Raw genomic sequence first — 21,277 nt, 5'->3', positions numbered from 1 at the left:
ACCGGATGCGTGCCCTTCGGGCATGCCGCCGCGAACATCGGGGTTACCATCAAGACCGCCAGCAGGATGATCGCCCAGGCCACATTGTTATGCAGACCACCCAGGGTGCCCCGCCACGCGTGATCAATCACAAAGGGCGCGGGTACAGGAAACAGTCCGAAAAAGTGGAAGGGTTCACCTTGAGCCCAGCGTAACAGGAAGCCCAAAACAATCTGCGCAGGAAGACCACCACGGCGGCGGTGAGCCAGTGGAACGTGCGGGTCAGGCGGTCGTAGCGGTCGGAGGAGGTGTTCATGGCCGCTCCCTAATGGTCTGTGGGGTGAACACCGCAGCAGGGAAAGTTACTCGGTGAGGTGCGAATAATTTATTCAGGCCGGCCTTGGCAAATCGAACACCCAGAAACGAAAAAACCCGCAGCGTGTTTTGCTACGGGGCGTTTCTATTTACGGGCGGGGCTGTAACTCAGTTTCCCCGCTCTTTATTGGCTTGGGAGAGGACCGAAGCCGCAAGGGATTTCGTTTCCTGGCTGTACTTATCGCTTTGAAGCGCCTTCCCCGCTTTCTCCTCCATCTCTGCACTGGTCTGCTTATCAGTGCTGCTCTGCGCCAATGCTGAAGCGGCAAGGCTTTTGGCAATGGCAGAGGCATTTGGATTATTAAGGGTTTCGGCTGCCAACGTCGCCATCGAGCTGGAGGTTTGTTTGGTGTTTTTACTCATGATGCATGTCCTTTGCAGTGTGGGATTTCCTACTTGGAAATCGCTGAAACCAAGATAGTGAGTTAGCGAAAAACGTGCAACGCACTAGCTGTAAGCAACGTAGGGGAAATATGTACGAAAGACGCAACCGTCATGTAGGGCGTCGAATCGATTGCACTGATGGTTATTATCGAAACGGTCGCCTGTGTCATTGCCAGAACAGGTTCTTATAATCGCCTCCAATTTCCCTTTCCCTCGCCTGGCTTCAGGCGACCGTCACCTCTGGAACCCAAAATCATGCCAAGCGCCAGCACGGTCCCTAGCGGCCCTCCCGAACATAATCAACAGAGCGTCAAACAGCAGTGGCTGGCGATTCTCTCGGTCGCCGTGGGCGCCTTCGCCTTGGTCACCAGTGAGTTTCTGCCGGTGGGCGTACTCAACGATGTCGCCAGCGACCTCGGTATCAGCGCCGGCCACGCCGGCCTGATGGTGACCGTGCCCGGCATCATGGCCGCCCTCGCCGCCCCGTTGCTGTCTGTCAGCATTGGCGCCATGGACCGTCGCTACCTGCTGATCGGCCTGACGCTGACCATGATCATCGCCAACTCGGTGGTGGCCTACGCCAGCGACTTCAGCCTGCTGCTGTTCGGCCGCGTATTGCTGGGCATCAGCATCGGCGGCTTCTGGGCGACCGCCATCGCCCTCAGCGGCCGCCTGGCGCCCAAGGGCGTGGGCGTAGCGAAGGCCACGTCGATCATCATGATGGGCGTGACCCTGGCCACCGTCCTCGGCGTGCCCGTGGGCACCTGGCTCAGCGGCCTGATGGGCTGGCGCATGACCTTCCTCGTCACCGCGCTGGTGGGCGTGCCAGTGTTGCTGGCGCAGGTCTTCCTGCTGCCGCGACTCAAACCGGAAAAGGCCATTCACATCAGTGACTTGCCGGCTTTATTTATCAACCCAAGCGCCCGGGTCGGCTTGATCGCGGTATTGCTGATCGGCCTGGCGCACTTTGCCGCGTACACCTACGTCGCGCCTTTCTTCAAAAACAGCTCCGGCTTCGACGGCCCCACCATTGGCTCGCTGCTGCTGCTCTTCGGCGTGGCAGGCGTAGCGGGTAACATTTTTGCCGGTTTCGCCGCCAACCGCAGCGTACGTTACACCTTGCTACTGGTCGCGCTGGTGATCGGCACCAGCACCGCCCTGTTCCCCTACTTCGCCACCGGCATGACCGGCGCCGCAATGCTGATCGGCCTCTGGGGCTTCGCCTTCGGCGCCTTCCCGGCCTGCGCGAGTATCTGGATGTTTGTGGTAGCGCCCAAGGATGTCGAACGTGGCATGCCGCTGTTTGTCGCGTTGTTCCAGGTGATTATTGCGTTGGGCTCGTTCTTTGGCGGGCAGATTGTCGATCAGATGGGTAGCACGGTATTGTTGAGTTTGGCGACGGCATTGGTGGGATGTGGGTTTATGACGGTGCTGGTGTTGGGAAGGAATGTGAGTAATAGCTTGGTGGCGCAGCCTGGCTAAGCAGACCAAAGCAAAAAAGCCCCGTAGCTTATTCAGCTACGGGGCTTTTTCTATGTAATGGCGGAGAGATAGGGAATCGAACCCCTTCGCATGCGCCAGAACCCCATGAGGGAGACGGTTTCGTAATCATCACCGCCGCTAGTGACCAGGGAATGGGTCACGTTGATACCGCGATGGTGAGAAAGCACTACGGGAGGTGGATACCGAAGGACACCAAGAGCATGGCGGGTATCGTGTCAAAAATGCTGGGGGTTAGAGCGGACTAGAGCGGTATACAGGGCGAGGTTTCTGCCCTAGAAATGCCCTAAACAATATGACCGAAACGAAAAATCCCCTGTAATCTTTAACGATTACAGGGGCTTAGTCTTATTCAATAATGGCGGAGAGATAGGGATTCGAACCCTAGGTACCGGTGAAGGTACAACGGATTTCGAATCCGTCCCATTCGGCCACTCTGGCATCTCTCCAACGGCGCGCATCATAACAGTGTGTTTCGCGGAAGCAAACCCCAAAAGCGATTTTTTTCCGTGCTATCAGATGCTTGCGTCGATTAAAGCGGTACGCCGAGACGATTGGCGACTTCTTCGTAGGCTTCGATGACGTCACCGAGGCCCTGGCGGAAGCGGTCTTTGTCCATCTTCTTCTTGGTGTCTTTGTCCCACAGGCGGCAGCCGTCCGGGCTGAATTCGTCGCCCAGGACGATGGAGCCGTCGTGGAATACGCCGAATTCCAGTTTGAAGTCGACCAGCAGCAGGCCGGCGTCGTCGAACAGCTTGGTCAGCACGTCGTTGACCTTAAGGGACAACTCCTTCATGCGCGCCAGTTGCTCAGTGGTGCCCCAGCCGAACGCCACGACGTGGGATTCGTTGATGAACGGGTCGCCCTTGGCGTCGTCCTTCAGGAACAGTTCGAAGGTGTAGGGGTTGAGCTTGAGGCCTTCTTCCACGCCCAAGCGCTTGACCAGGCTGCCGGCGGCGTAGTTACGCACGACGCATTCGACCGGGATCATGTCCAGCTTCTTCACCAGGCACTCGTTGTCGCCCAGCAGTTTGTCGAATTGGGTCGGGATGCCGGCCGCTTCGAGTTTCTGCATGATGAAGGCGTTGAACTTGTTGTTCACCATGCCTTTGCGATCAAGTTGTTCGATGCGCTTGCCGTCGAACGCCGAGGTGTCGTTGCGAAACAGCAGGATCAGGCGGTTGGCGTCGTCGGTCTTGTACACCGACTTGGCTTTGCCGCGGTAGAGTTCTTCACGTTTTTCCATGATGGGCTCCGCTTTGAGTGAGGTGGGCTAGGCGATGTGTCGCCAGTCGAGCCCTGAATCTTGATCGGCCAGTTGCAGCCAGTCCGGGTCGCACCCGAGGGTGTCGACAAAACATTGCCGGGCAAGCGTCGGCAGGTTGTTCTTGCTGCTCAAGTGGGCCAGGACCAAGTGTTGCAGGTCTTGCCAGCCCAACTCATACACCAGGTACGCCGCCTGGTGGTTGTTCAAATGTCCCAGCTCGCCGCCCACCCGTTGCTTGAGAAAGTACGGGTAATGACCACGAGCCAACAGATCTCGGCAGTGGTTGGACTCGATCATCAATGCATCGAGGTTGCGGTAACCGTCCAGCACCTTGGAGCAGTAGGAACCCAGGTCGGTGAGCACGCCGAAACGCCGCTCACCGTCACTGAATACGTACTGCGTCGGCTCCTGGGCGTCGTGCGCTACGGCAATCACATCGATGCTCAACGCACCAATCTGCAGCTGCTCGCCACCGGCCAGGAAACCTGCGGGTTCTATGGGTTTGCGCATCCCGCGCAGAGTGCCACGACTCAGGTACACCGGAAGATTGTAGCGCCGAGACAGCAAACCCACGCCATGCACGTGGTCGGCATGTTCGTGGGTCACTAGAATCGCGCTCAGCTGCGTAGGGTGAACCCCCAGGCGCAGCAGGCGTCGCTCGGTTTCTTTTAACGAGAAACCACAATCCACCAGCACGTACGTGTCGTCGTGGGCGACCAGCGTGCCGTTCCCTTGGCTACCGCTGCCGAGAACGGCAAAACGCATCGGATCAGCCCAAGTTGTCCTGAATCACGCCCAACACTTTGCGCGCCGTTTCTGCTGGCGCAACGGTGTTGATGTTTTTCTCGACGGTGACTTGTACGCTTTCGCCAACCTTGCTCAAACGAACTTGGTAACGCTCGGCACGGGTTTCGATCTCTTCCTTGGTCGGCTTGCTGCCGAACAGTTTGCCGAAGAAACCTGGCTCGTCGTCTTTCTTCTCGGCCTTTTCAGCCACGTTGATGTAGTACAGGCCCAGGCTGCGGTTGATGTCTTCAACGCGCCAAGGGCCCTGCTCCAACGCGCGACCAACACTGGCCCAGGCACGGTCGAGGTCTTCACCCAGGTTCAGCACCACGTTGCCGCTGCCGTCTTCGGTGAGGCTGACGCGGTTAGGCGTGTCGTAATCACGTGCGGCGAGCAGGGAAACCGAACCGCCCTTCTCGGAGATACGGCTCATGCTGGCCAGCATCTCGTCGACCAGCGCGGCGTCAACGCCCATGTTGACCGAACGCGGAGTGAAGTCGACGTTGGCGGTGCTGCCGGCAGGACGCTCGGCGCTGACCACGTAGACTTCACTGGTATTGCGCTGCACGCCAGGCTCGATGCGCACACGCACACGGGCTTCGCTGTCAGCCGCTACGCCACTGGCCTGCAGGCGCTGGGCCATGTTGGCGGACAGTTCGCTGCTGCGCTGCCAGGCAGTGGTGAACTCACCGGTCTGCGGGCGTTGCTGGTCCAGGCGGAAACCGTTGTCCTGGAAGAACTGCACTGCCACAGGCCAGACTTCGGCGGGTGGACGTTGAGCGATGATCCAGCGGTTGTCGCCGCTCTTTTGCAGGCTGTAGTCGCTGGCGTCCGCCACGGCCGAGATCGGCTGTGGACGTGGCACCACGTACTCACCTTTAGTGGTGTCGTCGGCCACGTTACGCGGAATAGGCAGCAACGGGTCAAGGCGCTTGGCGACATTGACGTCCGGCGGCAGCTGCATCGGTTTGGTTGCTTGTGCTTCCAGGTAATCGCTGCCGCGGTCACGGAAGTAGCCTTCCGGGCCCCAAATCCAACCGCAGCCACTGGTGCTGGAGATAATCAAGGCAAGTGCGGAAAGTCCGGCCAATCGCTTCATGCGTAGTGCTTCCTCAATTAAACCAGGACGCCGGACTGGCGCAGGGCCTGTCGCAGCGGTTCGTGACAGGCTTCGCTGAGCCGGGTGAGCGGCAGACGGATACCGTCCGGCATCAAGCCCATCTCAAACAGTGCCCATTTCACGGGAATAGGGTTGGATTCAATAAACAGTGTCTTGTTGAGCGGCATCAGCTTCTCGTGGATCGCGCGGGCGGTCACGGCGTCACCGGCGATAGCGGCGGCGCACAGTTCGCTCATGGCGCGCGGTGCAACGTTGGCGGTCACCGAGATGTTGCCTTTGCCACCCAGCAGGATCAGCTCGACAGCCGTGGCGTCGTCACCGGAATACAGCAGGAAGTCGCTGCTCACGCCGGCCAGGATGTCCTTGGCGCGTTGCAGGTCGCCGGTGGCTTCCTTGATACCGATGATGTTCGGCACCGTGGACAGGCGAATCACGGTCTCAGCCTTCATGTCGCAGGCAGTGCGGCCGGGAACGTTGTAGAGGATCTGCGGGATATCAACGGCTTCGGCAATGGTGCGAAAGTGCTGGTACAGGCCTTCCTGGGTCGGCTTGTTGTAGTACGGGGTCACCAGCAAGCAGGCATCGGCGCCGGCTTTCTTGGCGTTTTTGGTCAGCTCGATCGCTTCACGCGTCGAGTTGGCGCCCGTACCGGCGATCACGGCGATACGGCCCGCGACGCGCTTGACCACGAATTCGATCACCTGGATGTGTTCTTCCACATCCAGTGTGGCCGATTCACCCGTGGTGCCGACCGCCACAATGGCGTTGGTGCCCTCTTGCAGGTGGAAGTCCACCAGTTTGCCCAGGCTATCCCAGTCGAGATGACCTTGTGCATCCATGGGTGTGACCAGTGCCACCATACTGCCCGCAATCATGCAACCGCTCCTGCCGGAAAAAGAGAGCCGTAATGGTACTGGCGCCAAGATGCTTGTACAAGCGAAGTACCGCCTGAGGATGCGTTCTGGGGCAACTAAACGACGGGCAATGCCATCATTGAGCCAAAGCATGGCTTGAAGCACGCTGAAATCAGACTGATCACGCAATGAAAACGCCACCTCCTATCCCTTGGCGACGGTTTTCGCTACCCTTCATCCTTTGATCGATACAGCCCTCACCGTATCGACCGCTCATCGTTTTAGGAAGGCTGCATGTCCACCCCCACAGTTCGCGAACAATTCCTTGTTATCAGTGCCCTTGGCGCCAACCCCATGGAGCTGACTAACGTCCTGTGCCGCGCCAGCCATGAAAACCGCTGCGCCGTCGTAACCTCCCGCCTCACACGCCATGGCGAATGCAGTGCGCTGGTGCTGCAGATTTCCGGTACCTGGGACGCCCTGGCGCGCCTGGAGACCGGCCTGCCGGGCCTGGCCAAGAAGCACGATTTCACCGTCAATGTGGTCCGCAGTGCCGCACTCGAGAACCGTCCACAGGCCCTGCCTTATGTGGCGTATGTCAGCTCGGCCTACCGCTCGGACATCGTCAACGAGCTGTGCCAGTTCTTTATCGACCACAACGTCGAGCTGGAGAACCTGACCTGCGACACCTATCAAGCGCCACAAACCGGCGGCACCATGCTCAACGCCACGTTCACCGTGACCTTGCCGGCCGGCGTGCAGATCAGCTGGCTGCGTGACCAGTTCCTGGATTTCGCCGATGCCCTGAACCTCGACGCGTTGATCGAGCCATGGCGCCCACAGAACCCAATGTAAGGAAGTACTCATGCCGGTAGCCATCGACAAACCCGTGGCCGACTTCGAAGCTCAGGCCACCAGCGGCCAGACGTTCAGCCTCGCCGCCCTCAAGGGCAAGCAAGTGGTGATCTACTTCTACCCTAAGGACAGCACCCCGGGCTGCACGACCGAAAGCCAGGGTTTTCGCGACCAATATGCTGATTTCAAGGCCGCCAACACCGAGGTGTTTGGCGTGTCGCGCGACAGCGTGAAGTCCCACGAAAACTTCAAGGGCAAGCAGGAATTCCCCTTCGAGCTGATCAGCGACAAGGACGAAGCAGTTTGCCAGCTGTTTGATGTGATCAAGTTGAAGAAGCTGTACGGCAAGGAGTACCTGGGCGTGGATCGCAGCACCTTCCTGATCGACAAGGATGGCGTGCTGCGTCAGGAATGGCGCGGCGTGAAAGTACCAGGGCATGTGGATGCCGTTTTGGCGGCGGCGCAGGCGTTGAACAAGGCTTGAATCTTTGGGGCGAACACTGGGTGTTCGCCCCAATCGTTACAACAAAGGCGCAACCACCGGTTCTTGCCGCGGCCATGCATCCAGTACGGCCTTGAACAACGTCGCCAACGGGATCGCGAAGAACACGCCCCAAAACCCCCACAACCCACCAAACAACAACACTGCACAGATGATCGCTACCGGGTGCAGGTTGACGGCCTCCGAGAACAGCAGCGGCACCAGCACGTTACCGTCCAGGGTCTGGATAATGCCGTACACCGCCATCAGGTAGATGAACTGGTCACTCCAGCCCCATTGAAACAATGCGATCAGCATCACCGGCACCGTCACCACCACCGCGCCGACATACGGCACCACCACCGACACTCCCACCAGCAACGCCAGCAGTGCCGCGTAGTTCAGCCCCAGCGCCACAAAAGCGATGTAGGTAACGCCCCCGCAGATAACAATCTCGATGACCTTGCCGCGGATGTAATTGGCGATCTGCCGGTTCATTTCCTCAGCCACGCGAGTGATCAACGCGCGCTCACGCGGTAGATACCCGCTGACCCAGCGACCAATCATTGCGCGGTCCTTGAGGAAGAAGAACACCAGGATCGGCACCAGCACCAGGTAGATCATGATGTTGACCAGCAGCGGCAAGCTGGAGAGGGAAAAGGTCAGCGCCCATTGCCCGAATTTTCCGATCTCGCCGCGCGCCACTTCGATGGCCTGCAGCACCTGCTCATCCGACACCAAGTGCGGGTAGCGTTCCGGCAACAGCAGCAACAGCGATTGCCACTTGGCGAGCATGCCCGGCAGCTCGTTGAACAGGGTGATCAACTGATGCCACAGTAACGGCAGCAGCACCACGATGAACACCACCAACAGCCCCATGAACAAGGCAAACACCAGCCCCACCGCCACCCCGCCCGGCAAGCGCAAACGCTCCAGGGTGGTGACTAGGCCTTGCATCAGGTACGCCAACACCATCCCTGCCAGCACCGGTGCCAACATGCCACCTAAGGTGAGCACGGCGGTAAAGGCCAGGAACAGCAGGACCGCCAGCACCACGGCCTCTTCATCGGAGAAGTAGCGCTGAATCCAGTCTCGTAACACTTTGAACATCAATCAACCTCGGGTGATGGGGGCAAACGGTTCAGGCCTTGCGCAACCAATAGCGGTACACGCCGGCGGCGTCTTCTTCGTGCAACAAGGTGTGGCCGGCCAACTTGGCAAACGTACGGAAATCACGCTGGGAGCCTGCGTCCGTGGCGATCACCTTGAGTACTGCACCGCTGGCCAATCGATTGAGTTCCAGCTTGGCCTTGAGCAACGGCAACGGGCAATTGAGGCCGCTGGCATCGAGTTCGGCATCAAAGGCTACAGCGTCGGTCATGGTTTTACTCCGGGCAAGCGTTTAGGGTGCTTAGAATATCTGGTCCGAAGCTCAGTGTCCGGCTACAGTAACCTCTTTGTCGAAAGGCTCTGTGCATGACTTTTTTGCGCCCCACCCTGCTGACGCTGGCTTGCCTGCTGGCCTCTCCAGGCTTCGCGGACGACCTGCCGTCACTTGGCGACGCCAGTTCTGCCATTGTCTCGCCACAACAGGAATATCAGTTGGGCCGCGCATGGCTGGCCTATCTGCGCGGCCAGGTCTCGCAACTCAATGACCCTCAGCTCAAGGATTACGTCGAAACCAGCGTTTACAAGCTGGTGGAGACCAGCCAGGTCAATGACCGGCGCCTGGAGTTCATCCTGATCAACAGCCCGCAACTCAACGCCTTTGCCGCCCCTGGCGGGATTGTCGGGGTCAACGGCGGCCTGTTCCTCAATGCCCAGACCGAAGGCGAATATGCCTCGGTACTCGCCCACGAATTGGCTCACTTGTCCCAGCGCCACTTTGCCCGCGGTGTGGAAGCGCAGTCACGCATGCAGATCCCGATGATGGCCGCTTTGCTCGGCGGCATTATCGCTGCGGCAGCGGGTGCAGGTGATGCCGGTATTGCCGCGATTGCCGGCAGCCAAGCGGCGGCCATTCAGGAGCAACGCCGGTTCTCGCGCCAGAACGAACAGGAGGCTGACCGTATCGGCATCCTCAATCTGGAAAAAGCCGGTTACGACCCCCGCTCCATGCCGACCATGTTCGAGCGGCTGATGCGCCAATACCGTTTTGACGCCAAACCGCCGGAATTCCTGCTGACTCACCCAGTCACCGAATCACGGATCGCCGACACCCGTAACCGCGCCGAGCAAGCCAAAACCGGCGGCAAGGAAGACAGCCTGCGTTATCAACTGATTCGCGCGCGGGTACAGTTGCAATACGAAGATACGCCGGGCCTGGCTGCCAAGCGCTTCCAGGCACAACTGGATGAGAACCCGAAAAACGATGTGGCGCGCTACGGCCTGGCCATCGCCCAGATCAAGGGCACCCAGCTCAAGGAAGCACGGGAAACCCTGGCGCCGCTGCTGGCCAAGGCACCCAACGACATCATTTACAACCTGGCGCAGATCGAGTTGGACATCACCAACAACCGTTTGCCAGATGCGCAGCAACGCACTGACCGGATGCTGACCCAATACCCCGGCAACTATCCGCTGAATCAGGTACGCGTGGACTTGCTGCTCAAGCAGAACCGTACCGCCGATGCGGAGAAGGCCTTGGATGCGTTGCTCAAGTCCCGTCCTGATGATCCGGACGTCTGGTACCAGGTCGCCGAGACACGCGGACTGTCCGGCAACATCATCGGCTTGCATCAAGCCCGCGCCGAGTACTTTGCATTGGTAGGCGACTTCCAGCAGGCCATTCAGCAACTGGACTTCGCCAAGCGCCGCGCCGGCAACAACTTCCCGCTGTCCTCGCGTATCGACGCACGCCAGCGTGAGCTGATCGAACAGGAACGCCTGGTAAAAGGGATGATGAGCTAAACCCGCCGCCCACAAAAAAGCCCCGCTTTCGCGGGGCTTTTTATTATTCTAGCGGATTACTCGGCCAGCTTGAAGGTGATGAAGCTTGCACGCCCTTGACGCAACACGCGCATCGATACCGAACGGTTCTTCGGCAGCGCCTTGGCGATGTCGGTGAACTGCTTGGTGGTGTCGATGGCCTGATTGTTCAGGTGGGTGATGACATCACCTGGCTGCAGGCCAATCAAGGAGGCAGGGCCGTCCTGCACTTCCTTGATCACCACGCCACTTTTAAGGTCGAAGGCTTTCTTTTGCTCATCCGTCAGCTCGGCTACGGCGATGCCCAGGCGATTGCTGCTGCGCTCGGCGCCCGGCTTGGTGTTGCCCAGGGCATCCAGGGTGGCGCCCTCTTCCGGAATCGCGCCTACGGTCAGCTCAACGGTCTGGCGCTTGCCTTCACGAATCACTTCCAGCTTGGCTTTGCTACCGGCCTTGAGTGCACCTACCAAATGCGGCAGGTCAGCCGACATGATGATCGGCTGGCCATTCATGCTCAGGATCACGTCGCCTACTTGCAGGCCACCTTTGGCAGCCGGGCCGTCACCCTGGATCTGCGCGACAAGGGCACCGGCCGGCTTATCAAGACCGAAGGACTCAGCCAGATCTTTGTTCACTTCCTGGATCACTACGCCCAACCAGCCACGGCTGACTTTGCCACCGCTTTTGAGCTGGTTGGAAACATCCATGGCCACGTCGATCGGGATGGCGAAGGACACGCCCATGAAGCCACCGGAACGGGTATAGATCTGCGAGTTGATCCCGACCACTTCGCCCGCCAGGTTGAACAGCGGACCACCGGAGTTACCCGGGTTGATCGGCACGTCAGTCTGGATGAACGGCACGTAGTTTTCATTTGGCAGGCTACGGCCGATGGCGCTGACAATGCCCTGGGTGACGGTATGGTCGAAGCCGAACGGTGAACCGATCGCCACTACCCATTGCCCGGCTTTCAGGTCCTGGGATTTACCCAGTTTCAGCACCGGCAGATCTTTGCCTTCGATTTTCAACAAGGCCACGTCGGAACGCGGATCGGTGCCAACCAGCTTGGCTTTAAGCTCACTGCGATCAGCCAGACGAACGAGGATCTCGTCAGCGTCGGCAATCACGTGGTTGTTAGTCAGGATGTAGCCGTCCGGAGAAATGATGAAGCCCGAGCCCAAGGACTGCGCTTCACGCTGACCTCCACCGCCCCGAGGGGAGCGCGGTTGCGGCATGCCGCGCTCGAAGAACTCGCGCAGCATGGGCGGCAAGCCCTCAAGGTCCGGCATCTGCTGGTTCGAGACCTTGCGATCCGGCAGTTTTTGCGTGGTACTGATGTTCACCACGGCAGGCGAGGCCTGCTCCACCAGTTGGGTGAAGTCAGGCAGCTCGGCCGCTTGCGCGGGCAGGGCCTGACCCAGCACCAGCACCGTGGCGACTATGGATAGGTAAGACTTCAAACGTGGTATCGACATACAGCTCCCGTTACGACGAGCAGGGTTGAGCGACAGGGTTCAAGAAACGCCGAAAACTGCGACCGACATCTTTGTTCCGCGAACAAAACAAGGCCAGGGCCGGCAAGCCCTGACCTATAAAAAATATGGGGATTTTTTGCAAGTGAAAATACTGATCCAGAGATTTCATACTCTCAGCACCCAACCAAGCTTAGGCGCAGATTGAAAGACCAGGATGAACATAGGATTAACAATTCACGGCTTGGTGGCTGTCTTTTCGCCACGTACCGACAGCGTAATGCGCTCGGCGGTGCCGATGGGGATTTCGCCGACGACCGTCACCACTACTTCGCCATCGACTGTGTTCAGGCGACGGGATACAGCAACGGTTGGGCCTAGCTGGGTGCGCGTTTCACTTACGCTCGCGCCGTCGGTTGACTCGAGAAACACAGAAAAACGTGCAAGCCCGTCGTCATACATCAGGCTGTCGACGGTAGATTGGGTCTGGGTATCTCTACGCGCAATGCTGCTAGTGAGCTGGAAGCCAGGAGGCAACCAATCCAGGTGCCACGCATGGGTGGCGGGCACTTCAGGCGCTTTGTTCTTGGAGGTGGCTAAAGGCGCGCACTCGCTAGTGGGCTGCAAGTCACGATCGGAGGGGGACGGCGAAGTGTTCAGTCGCGTGAACTGGAAACGCTCCAACAGCTGGCCCTGATCATTGAGCAACAAGGATTTGAGCGGCAGCGCGGTTTCACGATCCAGGTGCAACTCAAAGCCATACCTGTACTGGTCACGCGGCGTGATCGCCACAATCACCGCATTACGACCGGCCACGCGCGATTTGCCAATGACGGCCAGTTCATAGAATTGAGTGAGTTTTTGCGGGTCAAGTGCGCGCGACGGCGCATCAGGGGAATTACCAAGGCCTGCGACCAACGTGCCACTGACACATTGCGTGCGGCCATCTACGCGCACGACTTCCTGGGCCGACCCATCGAGCTGCAAAAGCCGCTCTCGGACCTGACCATCCTGGACACGATGCCAGATGTCATGGGTAGAAAAACTGCCATTACGTTCGTAGACAAACGTACCTTGAAAGCTTTGCTGCTGCTCTGCACGCCCAAGTCGAGTAAGCCAGTCTTGGGCTTCATCGGCATGGGCGGGGAGTGCAAACCAGCCACTGAGCAAAAGCGTAAGGAGCGGTATGGCGCGCATAGAGCCCCTTAGCGGTTTAGCGGTTTTCCAGACTTGCTGCACGAGCGTATGGCAGAGCGCTTTCAGTCCCTTTCAAGGCCGATTCCTGTGCGTGTTGGCGCAGGTAACCTGGAAGACGCTGATCCTGCCAGCCGGATTGCCCTTGAAGTACACCGTTAGCCATAGGGCCGGTGGCATCGGAGCTTTCCTTGTAGCCGGCCAGTACGGCTGGGCCTTTAACTTGCGGACCGGCCATTACCGGTTGCTGAGTCTGTTGGGCCAGCTCGGCACCCGCGATTTCGTCCTGATTGTACAGGCGAACACCGGCCAGCACAGCAACGGTTACCGAAGCAGCGACTGCCAGACGACCCAGGCTACGCCATGGACCACGAGCAGCTTTTGCCGGAACGGCTTCATCAGCCAGCGCAGCAGAAACGGCCGCAGCAATATCCAGACGAGGGATTAAAAGATCCTTGTGCATCACCGCCCGAGCGACTTGGTAACGAGACCAGGTATCACGGGTTTCGGCATCATCAAATGCGTTAAGCACTCGACGAAGTTCCAGTTCATCCGCTTCGTTATCCATCACTGCGGACAGCGATTCCTGCAGGGCATCACGACTCATGGCGGTTCCTCTCTTGGCTGTCGCCGCTGTCTTTAGTTTTCCTGCAACAACGGTTGCAAGGCTTTATCGATGGCTTCCCGGGCCCGGAAAATCCGTGACCTTACAGTCCCCACCGGACACTGCATGACGCTCGCAATGTCTTCGTAACTCAGACCATCGAATTCACGTAAAGTTAACGCCGTACGTAAATCTTCTGGAAGTTGCTGAATTGTGCGATGAACGGTGCCTTCGATCTCGTCGCGCAGCAAAGCACGCTCCGGCGACTCGAGATCTTTGAGGCCGTGATCACCATCATAAAATTCTGCATCTTCTGAACTTACATCGCTATCCGGTGGGCGGCGGCCGCGAGACACCAGATAGTTCTTCGCCGTGTTGATGGCGATGCGATATAGCCACGTGTAAAACGCACTATCACCGCGAAAGTTACCAAGTGCACGGTACGCCTTGATAAAGGCTTCCTGTGCAACGTCCTGCGCTTCATGGGTGTCGTGCACAAACCGCACGATCAACCCGAGAATTTTGTGCTGGTATTTCAGCACTAGCAGATCAAATGCTCGCTTGTCGCCGCGTTGAACGCGCTCGACCAGCTGCTGATCCTCTTCCTGGGTTAGCATGAACACTCCTCGTTGTACTTGAAGGAGGCTTGCATAACTAAACGATCAGGCTTGCAAACATAGACTCGGACTTTTCGCAAAAGTTCTCCCCCTCAAAGCAAGTTTCCGGCGCGCACTGATTTGGCACACACGAAAAACGCAGCACGGGCAACGCCGGCTGCGCGAATAATCTTGTCGCCGGTTTTCTGACGCGTCCAATGCTCCCGACGGGCCAATAAACTCAACGTTTTCCCAGCTTTCGGGCAACCTGCTATTGAGTCGGGGCTTATGCAAAAAGTTCCCGCTTCAATAACCCGACGATTTTACCTCGCCGTGCGCCGTAATCTCACATTGCCACGAATGCCCGGCTATTGTGCCGCTCCCCCCCTCTATATACTAGTGGCCCGTGTGACCCTTTGATTCGCCGATCCAGGCGTCCTGTTTGCGCCACCCCTTTGGATCGCTTTTTGCGGAATCCTTCAAATGAGCCAACAGTTTCAACACGATGTCCTGGTGATCGGTAGTGGCGCGGCCGGCTTGAGCCTCGCACTGACTCTCCCCAACCACCTGCGCATTGCAGTGCTGAGCAAAGGTGACCTCGCCAACGGCTCGACATTCTGGGCACAAGGCGGCGTCGCAGCGGTACTCCATGACACCGACACGGTGCAATCCCACGTCGAAGACACCCTCAACGCCGGCGGCGGCCTGTGCAATGAAGACGCCGTGCGCTTCACCGTTGAGCATAGCCGCGAAGCCATCCAATGGCTGATCGACCAAGGCGTGCCGTTCACCCGCGACGAACACGCGGGCAGTGACGACGGTGGATTCGAATTCCACCTGACCCGTGAAGGCGGCCACAGCCATCGCCGCATCATCCACGCCGCCGACGCCACCGGCGCCGCGATCTTCAAGACTCTGCTCGACCAGGCCCGCCAACGCCCCAACATCGAGTTGCTCGAACAACGGGTAGCCGTCGACCTGATCACCGAAAAACGCCTGGGCCTGGACGGCGAACGCTGCCTCGGCGCCTACGTGCTCAACCGCGCCAGCGGCGAAGTCGACACCTACGGCGCGCGCTTCACCATTCTCGCTTCGGGCGGCGCAGCCAAGGTCTACCTCTACACCAGCAACCCCGACGGTGCCTGTGGTGATGGCATCGCGATGGCCTGGCGTTCGGGCTGCCGGGTGGCCAACCTGGAATTCAACCAGTTCCACCCCACCTGCCTGTATCACCCGCAGGCCAAGAGTTTCCTGATCACCGAAGCCCTGCGTGGTGAAGGCGCACACCTGAAACTGCCGAATGGCGAGCGCTTCATGCAACGCTTCGACCCACGCGCCGAACTGGCGCCACGGGATATCGTCGCCCGCGCCATCGACCACGAAATGAAGCGCCTGGGCATTGATTGCGTCTACTTGGACATCAGCCACAAACCCGAAGCCTTCATCAAGACCCACTTCCCCACCGTCTACGAGCGCTGCCTGGCGTTCAACATCGACATCACCAAAGGCCCGATCCCGGTGGTGCCGGCCGCGCACTACACCTGCGGTGGCGTGATGGTCGACCAACACGGCCGCACCGACGTGCACGGCCTGTACGCGATCGGCGAAACCAGCTTCACCGGCCTGCACGGCGCTAACCGCATGGCCAGCAACTCGCTGCTCGAGTGCTTCGTCTACGCCCGTTCAGCCGCCGCCGACATCCTCGAGCAACTGCCACGCATCCCGGTACCCGCCGCCCTGCCCCGCTGGGACGCCAGCCAAGTTACCGATTCGGACGAAGACGTGATCATCGCCCACAACTGGGACGAGCTGCGCCGCTTCATGTGGGACTACGTGGGAATTGTGCGCACCAACAAGCGCCTGCAACGCGCTCAACACCGCGTGCGGTTGCTGCTGGACGAGATCGACGAGTTCTACAGCAACTACCGAGTAAGCAGAGACTTGATTGAACTGAGAACCTGCCAGTGCGAACTGATGATGTCAGCCATGGAGCGCAAAGAAAGTCGAGGCCTGCATTACACCCTCGACTACCCGCAGATGCTGCCCGAGGCCCGCGACACTATCCTGGTGCCAACCACCTACGGCGGCTGAACTTCAAACGCACCCGCAGGCGCCGATGCACATCGCCAGCCTGCGAATCCCTCGGCACGCAAATCGAACGCACCCACCACGCGCCCGGCACCCGGTAGCGCAGGACCACGATCAACGGTAATGCCAGGCTGTCTGGACGCAGCTGCACACTGTGCCAACCGCGCTCATTGCTGAATAACTGCCAGCCGTCTTCGTCGCGGCGCAGGCCGCGAATCGACGAACGGTGTGTCAACAGAATATGCCGAGGTAACACCCAGGCGGCATGAGCCAGGCACAACAGCAGGCCAAGGCTTGCAAAAGGCAACGCGATAACTAGCAAGGCACCCAGTGCGAACAGCTGGGCAAGCAGATACGCCGCCAGCAGCAGCCGAGAGGCCTGCCAGCGGCATTCGAAGCGATTACTTAGGCTGGACACGGTCCAGAATCTTGCGAACCATGCGCTGCAGCTCCGGATCCTCAGATTCGGCGCGTTCCATGAACCAGCCGAACATGTCCTGGTCTTCGCAAGTCAGCAGCCGCTCGTAGAGTTTGCGATCCACCTCATTGAGCGTCTTGTACACCTCTCGGGTGAAAGGCACCAACAACACATCCAACTCGAGCATGCCACGACGGCTGTGCCAGTAGAGGCGATTGATTTCTACTTCTTCGACCATGGAGCGCTCCTCAAATAGTGCGCAAGTATACAGCCCCGACGGCAGCGGACCAGTCGGCGTTGGTCGCCCCCTACGGAAACTATCCATTTGCCGGGCGCCCCTCTATGATGCACCCATGACTTTTTGACCTGCGATGACCCATGGCCGACTCTGCTTTTTTCTGCCCCCTGTCCCACGAAGGCGTTCTCGCCGTCCGCGGCGCCGACGCTGCCAAGTTCCTGCAGGGGCAACTGACCTGCAACCTCAATTACCTGAGTGACACCCAGGCCAGCCTCGGCGCGCGCTGCACGCAAAAAGGGCGCATGCAGTCGAGTTTTCGCATCCTGCTGCAAGGTGATGGCGTGCTCCTGGCCATGGCCACCGAACTGCTCGAGCCGCAACTGGCTGACCTGAAAAAATACGCGGTGTTCTCCAAGTCCAAACTCACCGACGAAAGCACCGCCTGGGCGCGTTTCGGCCTGGCGAATGCAGATCAAACCCTGGCCGCCCTCGGCCTTGAACTGCCTGCCGAGACCGACAGCGTAGCGCGCACCGAAGCGTTGATCGCCCTCCGCGTCTCCCCCGGGCGTGCCGAACTCTGGGTGCCCGCCGAACAAACCGAAGCATTGCGCAACCAATTGGCTGCACAGCTGCAACAAGCTGACTTGAATGACTGGCTGCTCGGCCAGATCCGCGCCGGCATCGGCCAGGTCATGCCCCAGACCCGCGAACTGTTCATCCCACAGATGCTCAACCTGCAGGCCGTCGGCGGCGTCAGCTTCAAGAAAGGCTGCTACACCGGCCAGGAAATCGTCGCGCGCATGCAGTACCTGGGCAAGCTCAAGCGTCGCCTGTATCGCCTGCGCCTCGACGGCGCGGAATTGCCCGAGCCAGGCACCCCGCTGTTCGCGCCCAGCCACAACAGCGCCATCGGTGAAGTGGTGATAGCAGCAAAAGCTGACCAATCCGTTGAACTTCTGGCCGTGTTGCAAGCCGAAGCTGCTGACAGTGGCGATGTGCACTTAGGCACCCTGGAAGGCCCCGGCTTGCAACTGCTCGATCTGCCTTACCAACTGGATCGCGATCAAGAGATCCAGCGTTAATCGCCATACCTTTTTGCAACACCCTAGAGAGCATGAATGAACAAGCTGGCGGAAAAAGTCCAACAGGCTTTAGTGACGGCCATCGACAACGATGACCTGGTTCTGCCGACATTACCGGAAGTGGCCCTGAAGATACGTCAGGCCGCCGAAGACCCGGAGATCAGCATCGGCCACCTGAGTAAAGTGATCAGTCGCGATACCGCCCTGTCGGCGCGCCTGATCAAAGTGGTCAACAGCCCGCTGCTGCGCGCGACCCAGGAAGTCACCGACCTGCACACCGCCATCACCCGGCTGGGCACCAATTACAGTAGTAACTTGGCCATCGGGCTGGTGATGGAACAAATCTTCCACGCGCGCTCCGAAGTCGTCGAACTGAAAATGCGCGAAGTGTGGCGCCGCAGCCTGGAAGTGGCGGGCGTGAGTTATGCCTTGTGCCGCAGCCACAGCCATCTCAAGCCGGACCAAGCGGCCCTCGGCGGGTTGGTGCATCAGATAGGCGTGCTACCGATCCTCACTTATGCCGAAGACCATTACGAACTGCTCTCCGACCCGGTCAGCCTCAACCATGTGATCGAGAGCATTCATCCATTGCTGGGCGACAAGCTGCTGGGTGGCTGGGATTTCCCGGAGATGCTGGCGAAGCTGCCGGGGCAATACCTGGACCTGGAGCGGGACTCCGCGAGCCTGGACTACATCGACCTGGTGCAAGTTGCCGTGCTGTACTGCCACCGAGACACCGATCATCCGCTGGCGAACGTGGCGGTTTCAGACCTGCCGGCAATCAAGAAACTGCGTATCGACCCTTACAGCGATGCCCTGCGCGCCGAGTTGGATGAAGCGCGCTCGATGTTCTACTGATCAACCCGCGATAAAACTCACGCGCACCTTCAGCCCCGCCGACTCACCATCATGCAGACTGATCTGCGCCAAGTGCGCGCGGCAGATCTCACCGACAATCGCCAACCCCAACCCCGAGCCCATGCCCTGCTGGCTGCGGCGATAGAAACGCTCAAATACCCGGTCCCGCTCATCCAGCGGGATGCCCGGGCCATCATCTTCCACTTCCAGGATCGCGGGCGCCGTAACCCGCAGGATCACATTGCCGCCCGGTGGCGTGTGGGCCAGCGCGTTATCGACCAAGTTACTCAACAACTCATTCAATAAAGTCGGCTCGCCGCGCAGCCACACCGGCTCGTCTGCCTCCAACGCCAGGGCGACACCGCGAGCGTGGGCCAGCGGCGCCATGGCCATGCCCAACTCGCGCGCCAACTGGCTGAGGTCGAGCAATTGCGCACCGCCTTCGGCAATCGCCCGCGCGCCGTTTTCAATGCGCGCCAACGACAGTAATTGGTTGGCCAGGTGGGTCAGGCGGTCGGTGCCTTGGGCGGCGGTTTCCAGGGTGCTGCGCCACGTCTGCGGGGCGTCGCTGCGCAGGCCCAGCTCCAAGCGAGCCTTGAGCGCGGCCAGCGGGGTGCGCAGTTCGTGGGCGGCGTCGGCGATAAACTGCGCCTGACGTTCGAACTGGCCGCGCAGGCGCTCGGTGAAGTGATTGAGGGAGCGCACCAGCGGGCCGAACTCATCCTGCACTTCCACCAGCGGCAACGGCCGCAAGTCGTCGGGCTGGCGCTCTTCCACCGCCGTGCGCAGGCGCTCGAGCGGGCGCAACGCCGCGCTCACGGCAAACCACACCAGCATCAACGCGCCGACCGCCAACATCCCAAGGCGCAGCAAGGTGTCGGCCATCAGGCTGCGGGCCATGCTCTCGCGCGCTTCATCGGTTTCCGCGACGCGAATCTCTGCCATGCCATTCATGTTCGGTTCGGAGACAGCCTTGAGCAGGCTGACCACACGGACAGGCTGGCCTTGAAACGTGGCGTTATAAAACCGCGCCAACGCGGGGTAATCGTCAGTACGCGGCGTGCCGGGAGGCGGACCGGGTAAGTTTTCGTAGCCGGAGATCAGCTTCTGATCAATATCGTTGACCTGATAATAGATACGGCCTGCGCTGTCGTAGGCAAAAGTGTCCAGTGCCACATACGGCACATTCGCACTCAGGGTGCCATCCACTTGGGTCAACCCGGCAGCGATAGTGCGCGCCGAGGCCAGTAAGGTGCGGTCATAGGCAGTGTCGGCGGCTTCGCGACCATTCCAGTAAGCACTCATGCCGCTGGCAAGCATCAACACCACCAGCAACAGTGCCAGGTTCCACAGCAGGCGCCAGCGCAAGCTGCTGGGCTTATGCATCGCGGGCTTCCAGCAGGTAACCGAGGCCGCGGAAGGTCACGATAGCGATGGGCTGGCCGTCGAGTTTCTTGCGTAAACGGTGCACATAGATTTCGATGGCGTCGGGGCTGGCCTCTTCATCCAGGCCAAATACCTGGGAGGCCAATTGCTCCTTGCTCATCACGCGGCCTGGACGGGCAATCAGCGCTTCAAGCACCGCTTGCTCGCGGGAGGTCAAGGTCAACAGTTCGCCGCCCACCGTGAAACGCCGGGTATCCAAGTCATACACCAGCACGCCGCACGCCTGCTGGCGCTCACCACCCAATACACTGCGGCGCAACAGCGCCTTGACCCGCGCCTCCAACTCGGTCAGTTCAAACGGCTTGGCCAGGTAGTCATCGGCGCCCAGGTTCAGGCCATGCACGCGGTCCTTCACATCACTGCGCGCCGTCAGCATTAACACAGGCAGATTTTTCCCACGCGCCCGCAGACGCGCCAATACCTCGAAACCGTCCATGCGCGGCAGCCCCACATCGAGGATGACCACCGCGTATTCCTCACTGTTCAAGGCCAGGTCCGCGGCCACCCCATCGTGCAGCACGTCGACGGTCAAACCCGTGCTCTTGAGCGCCTGGGCAACACTTTCGGCGAGTTGCAAATGGTCTTCAACCAGGAGAACACGCATGGATTTTCACCTCATTCGGGCATGGTCGACGCCACGCTTTGGCGGGCAGTTTACAGGCGCCACCTGCCCTGTGAAGCCCGAAAACACTGAAATGCAACTGAAAGGTTAGTGAAAGGTTCGCCCTTTAGCATCCAGATACGGTGGGTAA

23 protein-coding genes, 1 tRNA gene and 1 pseudogene are annotated in these 21,277 nt (G+C 59.6%); 8 read left to right on the top strand and 17 right to left on the bottom strand.

Features of this window, described 5'->3' with window-relative positions; translation table 11 throughout:
- Positions 1 to 127 precede the first annotated feature (127 nt).
- A complete protein-coding gene (locus GJU48_RS06955) occupies positions 128 to 295 on the bottom strand; it encodes a hypothetical protein (RefSeq protein ID WP_256671210.1) in 168 nt (55 codons plus the stop codon).
- Positions 296 to 462: 167 nt separating this feature from the next.
- On the bottom strand, positions 463 to 717 hold the full coding sequence (locus GJU48_RS06950; protein WP_094952677.1) for a hypothetical protein: 255 nt from the start codon (positions 715 to 717) through the stop codon (positions 463 to 465).
- A 276-nt stretch (positions 718 to 993) separates the two neighbouring features.
- Between GJU48_RS06950 and GJU48_RS06945 the strand changes: the two genes are divergently transcribed.
- Both GJU48_RS06945 and GJU48_RS25090 read left to right on the top strand, forming a co-directional pair.
- A complete protein-coding gene (locus tag GJU48_RS06945; RefSeq protein WP_094952676.1) occupies positions 994 to 2,220 on the top strand; it encodes an MFS transporter in 1,227 nt (408 codons plus the stop codon).
- A 152-nt stretch (positions 2,221 to 2,372) separates the two neighbouring features.
- Positions 2,373 to 2,486: pseudogene (locus tag GJU48_RS25090) on the top strand (integrase); the annotation flags it as partial.
- 111 nt (positions 2,487 to 2,597) lie between these two features.
- Here GJU48_RS25090 and GJU48_RS06940 read toward each other — a convergent pair.
- The 5 genes from GJU48_RS06940 to dapA all read right to left on the bottom strand — a co-directional run bounded on the left by GJU48_RS06940 (position 2,598) and on the right by dapA (position 6,286).
- Positions 2,598 to 2,687, bottom strand: a tRNA-Ser gene (locus GJU48_RS06940).
- A gap of 83 nt (positions 2,688 to 2,770) precedes the next feature.
- A complete protein-coding gene (purC, locus tag GJU48_RS06935) occupies positions 2,771 to 3,484 on the bottom strand; it encodes a phosphoribosylaminoimidazolesuccinocarboxamide synthase (RefSeq protein WP_094952673.1) in 714 nt (237 codons plus the stop codon).
- A gap of 27 nt (positions 3,485 to 3,511) precedes the next feature.
- A complete protein-coding gene (locus GJU48_RS06930; RefSeq protein ID WP_094952672.1) occupies positions 3,512 to 4,270 on the bottom strand; it encodes an MBL fold metallo-hydrolase in 759 nt (252 codons plus the stop codon).
- Between the two features lie 4 nt (positions 4,271 to 4,274).
- Entirely contained in the window at positions 4,275 to 5,390 is a 1,116-nt protein-coding gene (bamC, locus tag GJU48_RS06925) for an outer membrane protein assembly factor BamC (RefSeq protein WP_094952671.1), read from the bottom strand.
- A gap of 17 nt (positions 5,391 to 5,407) precedes the next feature.
- Positions 5,408 to 6,286: a 4-hydroxy-tetrahydrodipicolinate synthase gene (dapA, locus tag GJU48_RS06920; protein ID WP_094952670.1), complete on the bottom strand. Its 879-nt coding sequence runs from the start codon at positions 6,284 to 6,286 to the stop codon at positions 5,408 to 5,410.
- 273 nt (positions 6,287 to 6,559) lie between these two features.
- Between dapA and GJU48_RS06915 the strand changes: the two genes are divergently transcribed.
- Both GJU48_RS06915 and GJU48_RS06910 read left to right on the top strand, forming a co-directional pair.
- Positions 6,560 to 7,120 (top strand): glycine cleavage system protein R, encoded by a 561-nt coding sequence (locus tag GJU48_RS06915; protein ID WP_003172487.1) that lies wholly within the window; start codon positions 6,560 to 6,562, stop codon positions 7,118 to 7,120.
- A gap of 10 nt (positions 7,121 to 7,130) precedes the next feature.
- A complete protein-coding gene (locus GJU48_RS06910; RefSeq protein ID WP_094952669.1) occupies positions 7,131 to 7,604 on the top strand; it encodes a peroxiredoxin in 474 nt (157 codons plus the stop codon).
- Between the two features lie 36 nt (positions 7,605 to 7,640).
- Here the strand turns inward: GJU48_RS06910 and GJU48_RS06905 are convergent, their stop codons facing one another.
- Both GJU48_RS06905 and GJU48_RS06900 read right to left on the bottom strand, forming a co-directional pair.
- Positions 7,641 to 8,711 carry an AI-2E family transporter gene (locus GJU48_RS06905; RefSeq protein ID WP_094952668.1) on the bottom strand — a complete coding sequence of 357 codons (1,071 nt, stop codon included), beginning with the start codon at positions 8,709 to 8,711 and terminating at the stop codon, positions 7,641 to 7,643.
- A gap of 31 nt (positions 8,712 to 8,742) precedes the next feature.
- Complete coding sequence (locus GJU48_RS06900) at positions 8,743 to 8,982, bottom strand: sulfurtransferase TusA family protein (RefSeq protein ID WP_010212198.1); 240 nt, start codon at positions 8,980 to 8,982, stop codon at positions 8,743 to 8,745.
- 95 nt (positions 8,983 to 9,077) lie between these two features.
- Between GJU48_RS06900 and GJU48_RS06895 the strand changes: the two genes are divergently transcribed.
- Complete coding sequence (locus GJU48_RS06895; protein ID WP_094952667.1) at positions 9,078 to 10,511, top strand: M48 family metalloprotease; 1,434 nt, start codon at positions 9,078 to 9,080, stop codon at positions 10,509 to 10,511.
- 56 nt (positions 10,512 to 10,567) lie between these two features.
- On the opposite strand, the gene GJU48_RS06890 is transcribed toward GJU48_RS06895, so the two are convergent.
- The 4 genes from GJU48_RS06890 to rpoE form a co-directional block, all read right to left on the bottom strand.
- A complete protein-coding gene (locus tag GJU48_RS06890; RefSeq protein ID WP_094952666.1) occupies positions 10,568 to 12,004 on the bottom strand; it encodes a DegQ family serine endoprotease in 1,437 nt (478 codons plus the stop codon).
- A 234-nt stretch (positions 12,005 to 12,238) separates the two neighbouring features.
- Positions 12,239 to 13,198 (bottom strand): MucB/RseB C-terminal domain-containing protein, encoded by a 960-nt coding sequence (locus tag GJU48_RS06885; RefSeq protein WP_094952665.1) that lies wholly within the window; start codon positions 13,196 to 13,198, stop codon positions 12,239 to 12,241.
- 16 nt (positions 13,199 to 13,214) lie between these two features.
- The gene (locus GJU48_RS06880) at positions 13,215 to 13,802 is read right to left on the bottom strand and encodes a sigma-E factor negative regulatory protein (protein ID WP_034096393.1); all 588 of its coding nucleotides are present in this window, start codon (positions 13,800 to 13,802) and stop codon (positions 13,215 to 13,217) included.
- A gap of 32 nt (positions 13,803 to 13,834) precedes the next feature.
- On the bottom strand, positions 13,835 to 14,416 hold the full coding sequence (gene rpoE / locus GJU48_RS06875) for an RNA polymerase sigma factor RpoE (RefSeq protein WP_003172477.1): 582 nt from the start codon (positions 14,414 to 14,416) through the stop codon (positions 13,835 to 13,837).
- A 462-nt stretch (positions 14,417 to 14,878) separates the two neighbouring features.
- Here rpoE and nadB point away from each other — a divergent pair, with 462 nt between their 5' ends.
- Positions 14,879 to 16,486 (top strand): L-aspartate oxidase, encoded by a 1,608-nt coding sequence (nadB, locus tag GJU48_RS06870; protein WP_155295949.1) that lies wholly within the window; start codon positions 14,879 to 14,881, stop codon positions 16,484 to 16,486.
- Here nadB and GJU48_RS06865 read toward each other — a convergent pair.
- Complete coding sequence (locus tag GJU48_RS06865) at positions 16,455 to 16,901, bottom strand: protein YgfX (RefSeq protein ID WP_094950995.1); 447 nt, start codon at positions 16,899 to 16,901, stop codon at positions 16,455 to 16,457. The genes nadB and GJU48_RS06865 overlap by 32 nt on opposite strands.
- Positions 16,885 to 17,139 (bottom strand): FAD assembly factor SdhE, encoded by a 255-nt coding sequence (locus GJU48_RS06860; RefSeq protein WP_094950996.1) that lies wholly within the window; start codon positions 17,137 to 17,139, stop codon positions 16,885 to 16,887. Before GJU48_RS06860 ends, GJU48_RS06865 begins: the two co-directional genes overlap by 17 nt.
- A 140-nt stretch (positions 17,140 to 17,279) precedes the next feature.
- On the opposite strand from GJU48_RS06860, the gene ygfZ reads away from it, so the two are divergent.
- Together ygfZ and GJU48_RS06850 are read left to right on the top strand one after the other, a co-directional pair.
- The gene (gene ygfZ / locus GJU48_RS06855; protein WP_094950997.1) at positions 17,280 to 18,221 is read left to right on the top strand and encodes a CAF17-like 4Fe-4S cluster assembly/insertion protein YgfZ; all 942 of its coding nucleotides are present in this window, start codon (positions 17,280 to 17,282) and stop codon (positions 18,219 to 18,221) included.
- 36 nt (positions 18,222 to 18,257) lie between these two features.
- A complete protein-coding gene (locus GJU48_RS06850; RefSeq protein WP_094950998.1) occupies positions 18,258 to 19,079 on the top strand; it encodes an HDOD domain-containing protein in 822 nt (273 codons plus the stop codon).
- Here the strand turns inward: GJU48_RS06850 and GJU48_RS06845 are convergent, their stop codons facing one another.
- Together GJU48_RS06845 and GJU48_RS06840 are read right to left on the bottom strand one after the other, a co-directional pair.
- The gene (locus tag GJU48_RS06845) at positions 19,080 to 20,465 is read right to left on the bottom strand and encodes a sensor histidine kinase (RefSeq protein ID WP_094950999.1); all 1,386 of its coding nucleotides are present in this window, start codon (positions 20,463 to 20,465) and stop codon (positions 19,080 to 19,082) included. It abuts the gene before it with no gap.
- Positions 20,458 to 21,129 (bottom strand): response regulator, encoded by a 672-nt coding sequence (locus GJU48_RS06840; protein ID WP_083359659.1) that lies wholly within the window; start codon positions 21,127 to 21,129, stop codon positions 20,458 to 20,460. The genes GJU48_RS06845 and GJU48_RS06840 overlap by 8 nt, the downstream gene beginning before the upstream one ends.
- Between the last annotated feature and the right edge of the window lie 148 nt (positions 21,130 to 21,277).

The sequence above is a fragment of the Pseudomonas sp. IB20 genome (assembly GCF_009707325.1).
In the GTDB taxonomy this organism is placed as follows: domain Bacteria; phylum Pseudomonadota; class Gammaproteobacteria; order Pseudomonadales; family Pseudomonadaceae; genus Aquipseudomonas.
The sequence above is the reverse complement of the archived record's forward strand: the minus strand, read 5'-3'. Positions and strand labels throughout refer to the sequence as shown.

What these genes read in the sequence shown, in the direction of transcription:
- purC (WP_094952673.1), bottom strand. Translation starts at nt 3,484, where the DNA reads ATGGAAAAACGTGAAGAACTCTACCGCGGCAAAGCCAAGTCGGTGTAC.
- GJU48_RS06860 (WP_094950996.1), bottom strand. Translation starts at nt 17,139, where the DNA reads ATGGTCGAAGAAGTAGAAATCAATCGCCTCTACTGGCACAGCCGTCGT.
- GJU48_RS06910 (WP_094952669.1), top strand. Translation starts at nt 7,131, where the DNA reads ATGCCGGTAGCCATCGACAAACCCGTGGCCGACTTCGAAGCTCAGGCC.
- GJU48_RS06900 (WP_010212198.1), bottom strand. Translation starts at nt 8,982, where the DNA reads ATGACCGACGCTGTAGCCTTTGATGCCGAACTCGATGCCAGCGGCCTC.
- rpoE (WP_003172477.1), bottom strand. Translation starts at nt 14,416, where the DNA reads ATGCTAACCCAGGAAGAGGATCAGCAGCTGGTCGAGCGCGTTCAACGC.
- GJU48_RS06930 (WP_094952672.1), bottom strand. Translation starts at nt 4,270, where the DNA reads ATGCGTTTTGCCGTTCTCGGCAGCGGTAGCCAAGGGAACGGCACGCTG.
- nadB (WP_155295949.1), top strand. Translation starts at nt 14,879, where the DNA reads ATGAGCCAACAGTTTCAACACGATGTCCTGGTGATCGGTAGTGGCGCG.
- GJU48_RS06945 (WP_094952676.1), top strand. Translation starts at nt 994, where the DNA reads ATGCCAAGCGCCAGCACGGTCCCTAGCGGCCCTCCCGAACATAATCAA.
- GJU48_RS06950 (WP_094952677.1), bottom strand. Translation starts at nt 717, where the DNA reads ATGAGTAAAAACACCAAACAAACCTCCAGCTCGATGGCGACGTTGGCA.
- GJU48_RS06895 (WP_094952667.1), top strand. Translation starts at nt 9,078, where the DNA reads ATGACTTTTTTGCGCCCCACCCTGCTGACGCTGGCTTGCCTGCTGGCC.
- ygfZ (WP_094950997.1), top strand. Translation starts at nt 17,280, where the DNA reads ATGGCCGACTCTGCTTTTTTCTGCCCCCTGTCCCACGAAGGCGTTCTC.
- bamC (WP_094952671.1), bottom strand. Translation starts at nt 5,390, where the DNA reads ATGAAGCGATTGGCCGGACTTTCCGCACTTGCCTTGATTATCTCCAGC.
- GJU48_RS06915 (WP_003172487.1), top strand. Translation starts at nt 6,560, where the DNA reads ATGTCCACCCCCACAGTTCGCGAACAATTCCTTGTTATCAGTGCCCTT.
- GJU48_RS06845 (WP_094950999.1), bottom strand. Translation starts at nt 20,465, where the DNA reads ATGCATAAGCCCAGCAGCTTGCGCTGGCGCCTGCTGTGGAACCTGGCA.
- GJU48_RS06880 (WP_034096393.1), bottom strand. Translation starts at nt 13,802, where the DNA reads ATGAGTCGTGATGCCCTGCAGGAATCGCTGTCCGCAGTGATGGATAAC.
- GJU48_RS06850 (WP_094950998.1), top strand. Translation starts at nt 18,258, where the DNA reads ATGAACAAGCTGGCGGAAAAAGTCCAACAGGCTTTAGTGACGGCCATC.
- GJU48_RS06885 (WP_094952665.1), bottom strand. Translation starts at nt 13,198, where the DNA reads ATGCGCGCCATACCGCTCCTTACGCTTTTGCTCAGTGGCTGGTTTGCA.
- GJU48_RS06905 (WP_094952668.1), bottom strand. Translation starts at nt 8,711, where the DNA reads ATGTTCAAAGTGTTACGAGACTGGATTCAGCGCTACTTCTCCGATGAA.
- dapA (WP_094952670.1), bottom strand. Translation starts at nt 6,286, where the DNA reads ATGATTGCGGGCAGTATGGTGGCACTGGTCACACCCATGGATGCACAA.
- GJU48_RS06955 (WP_256671210.1), bottom strand. Translation starts at nt 295, where the DNA reads ATGAACACCTCCTCCGACCGCTACGACCGCCTGACCCGCACGTTCCAC.
- GJU48_RS06890 (WP_094952666.1), bottom strand. Translation starts at nt 12,004, where the DNA reads ATGTCGATACCACGTTTGAAGTCTTACCTATCCATAGTCGCCACGGTG.
- GJU48_RS06840 (WP_083359659.1), bottom strand. Translation starts at nt 21,129, where the DNA reads ATGCGTGTTCTCCTGGTTGAAGACCATTTGCAACTCGCCGAAAGTGTT.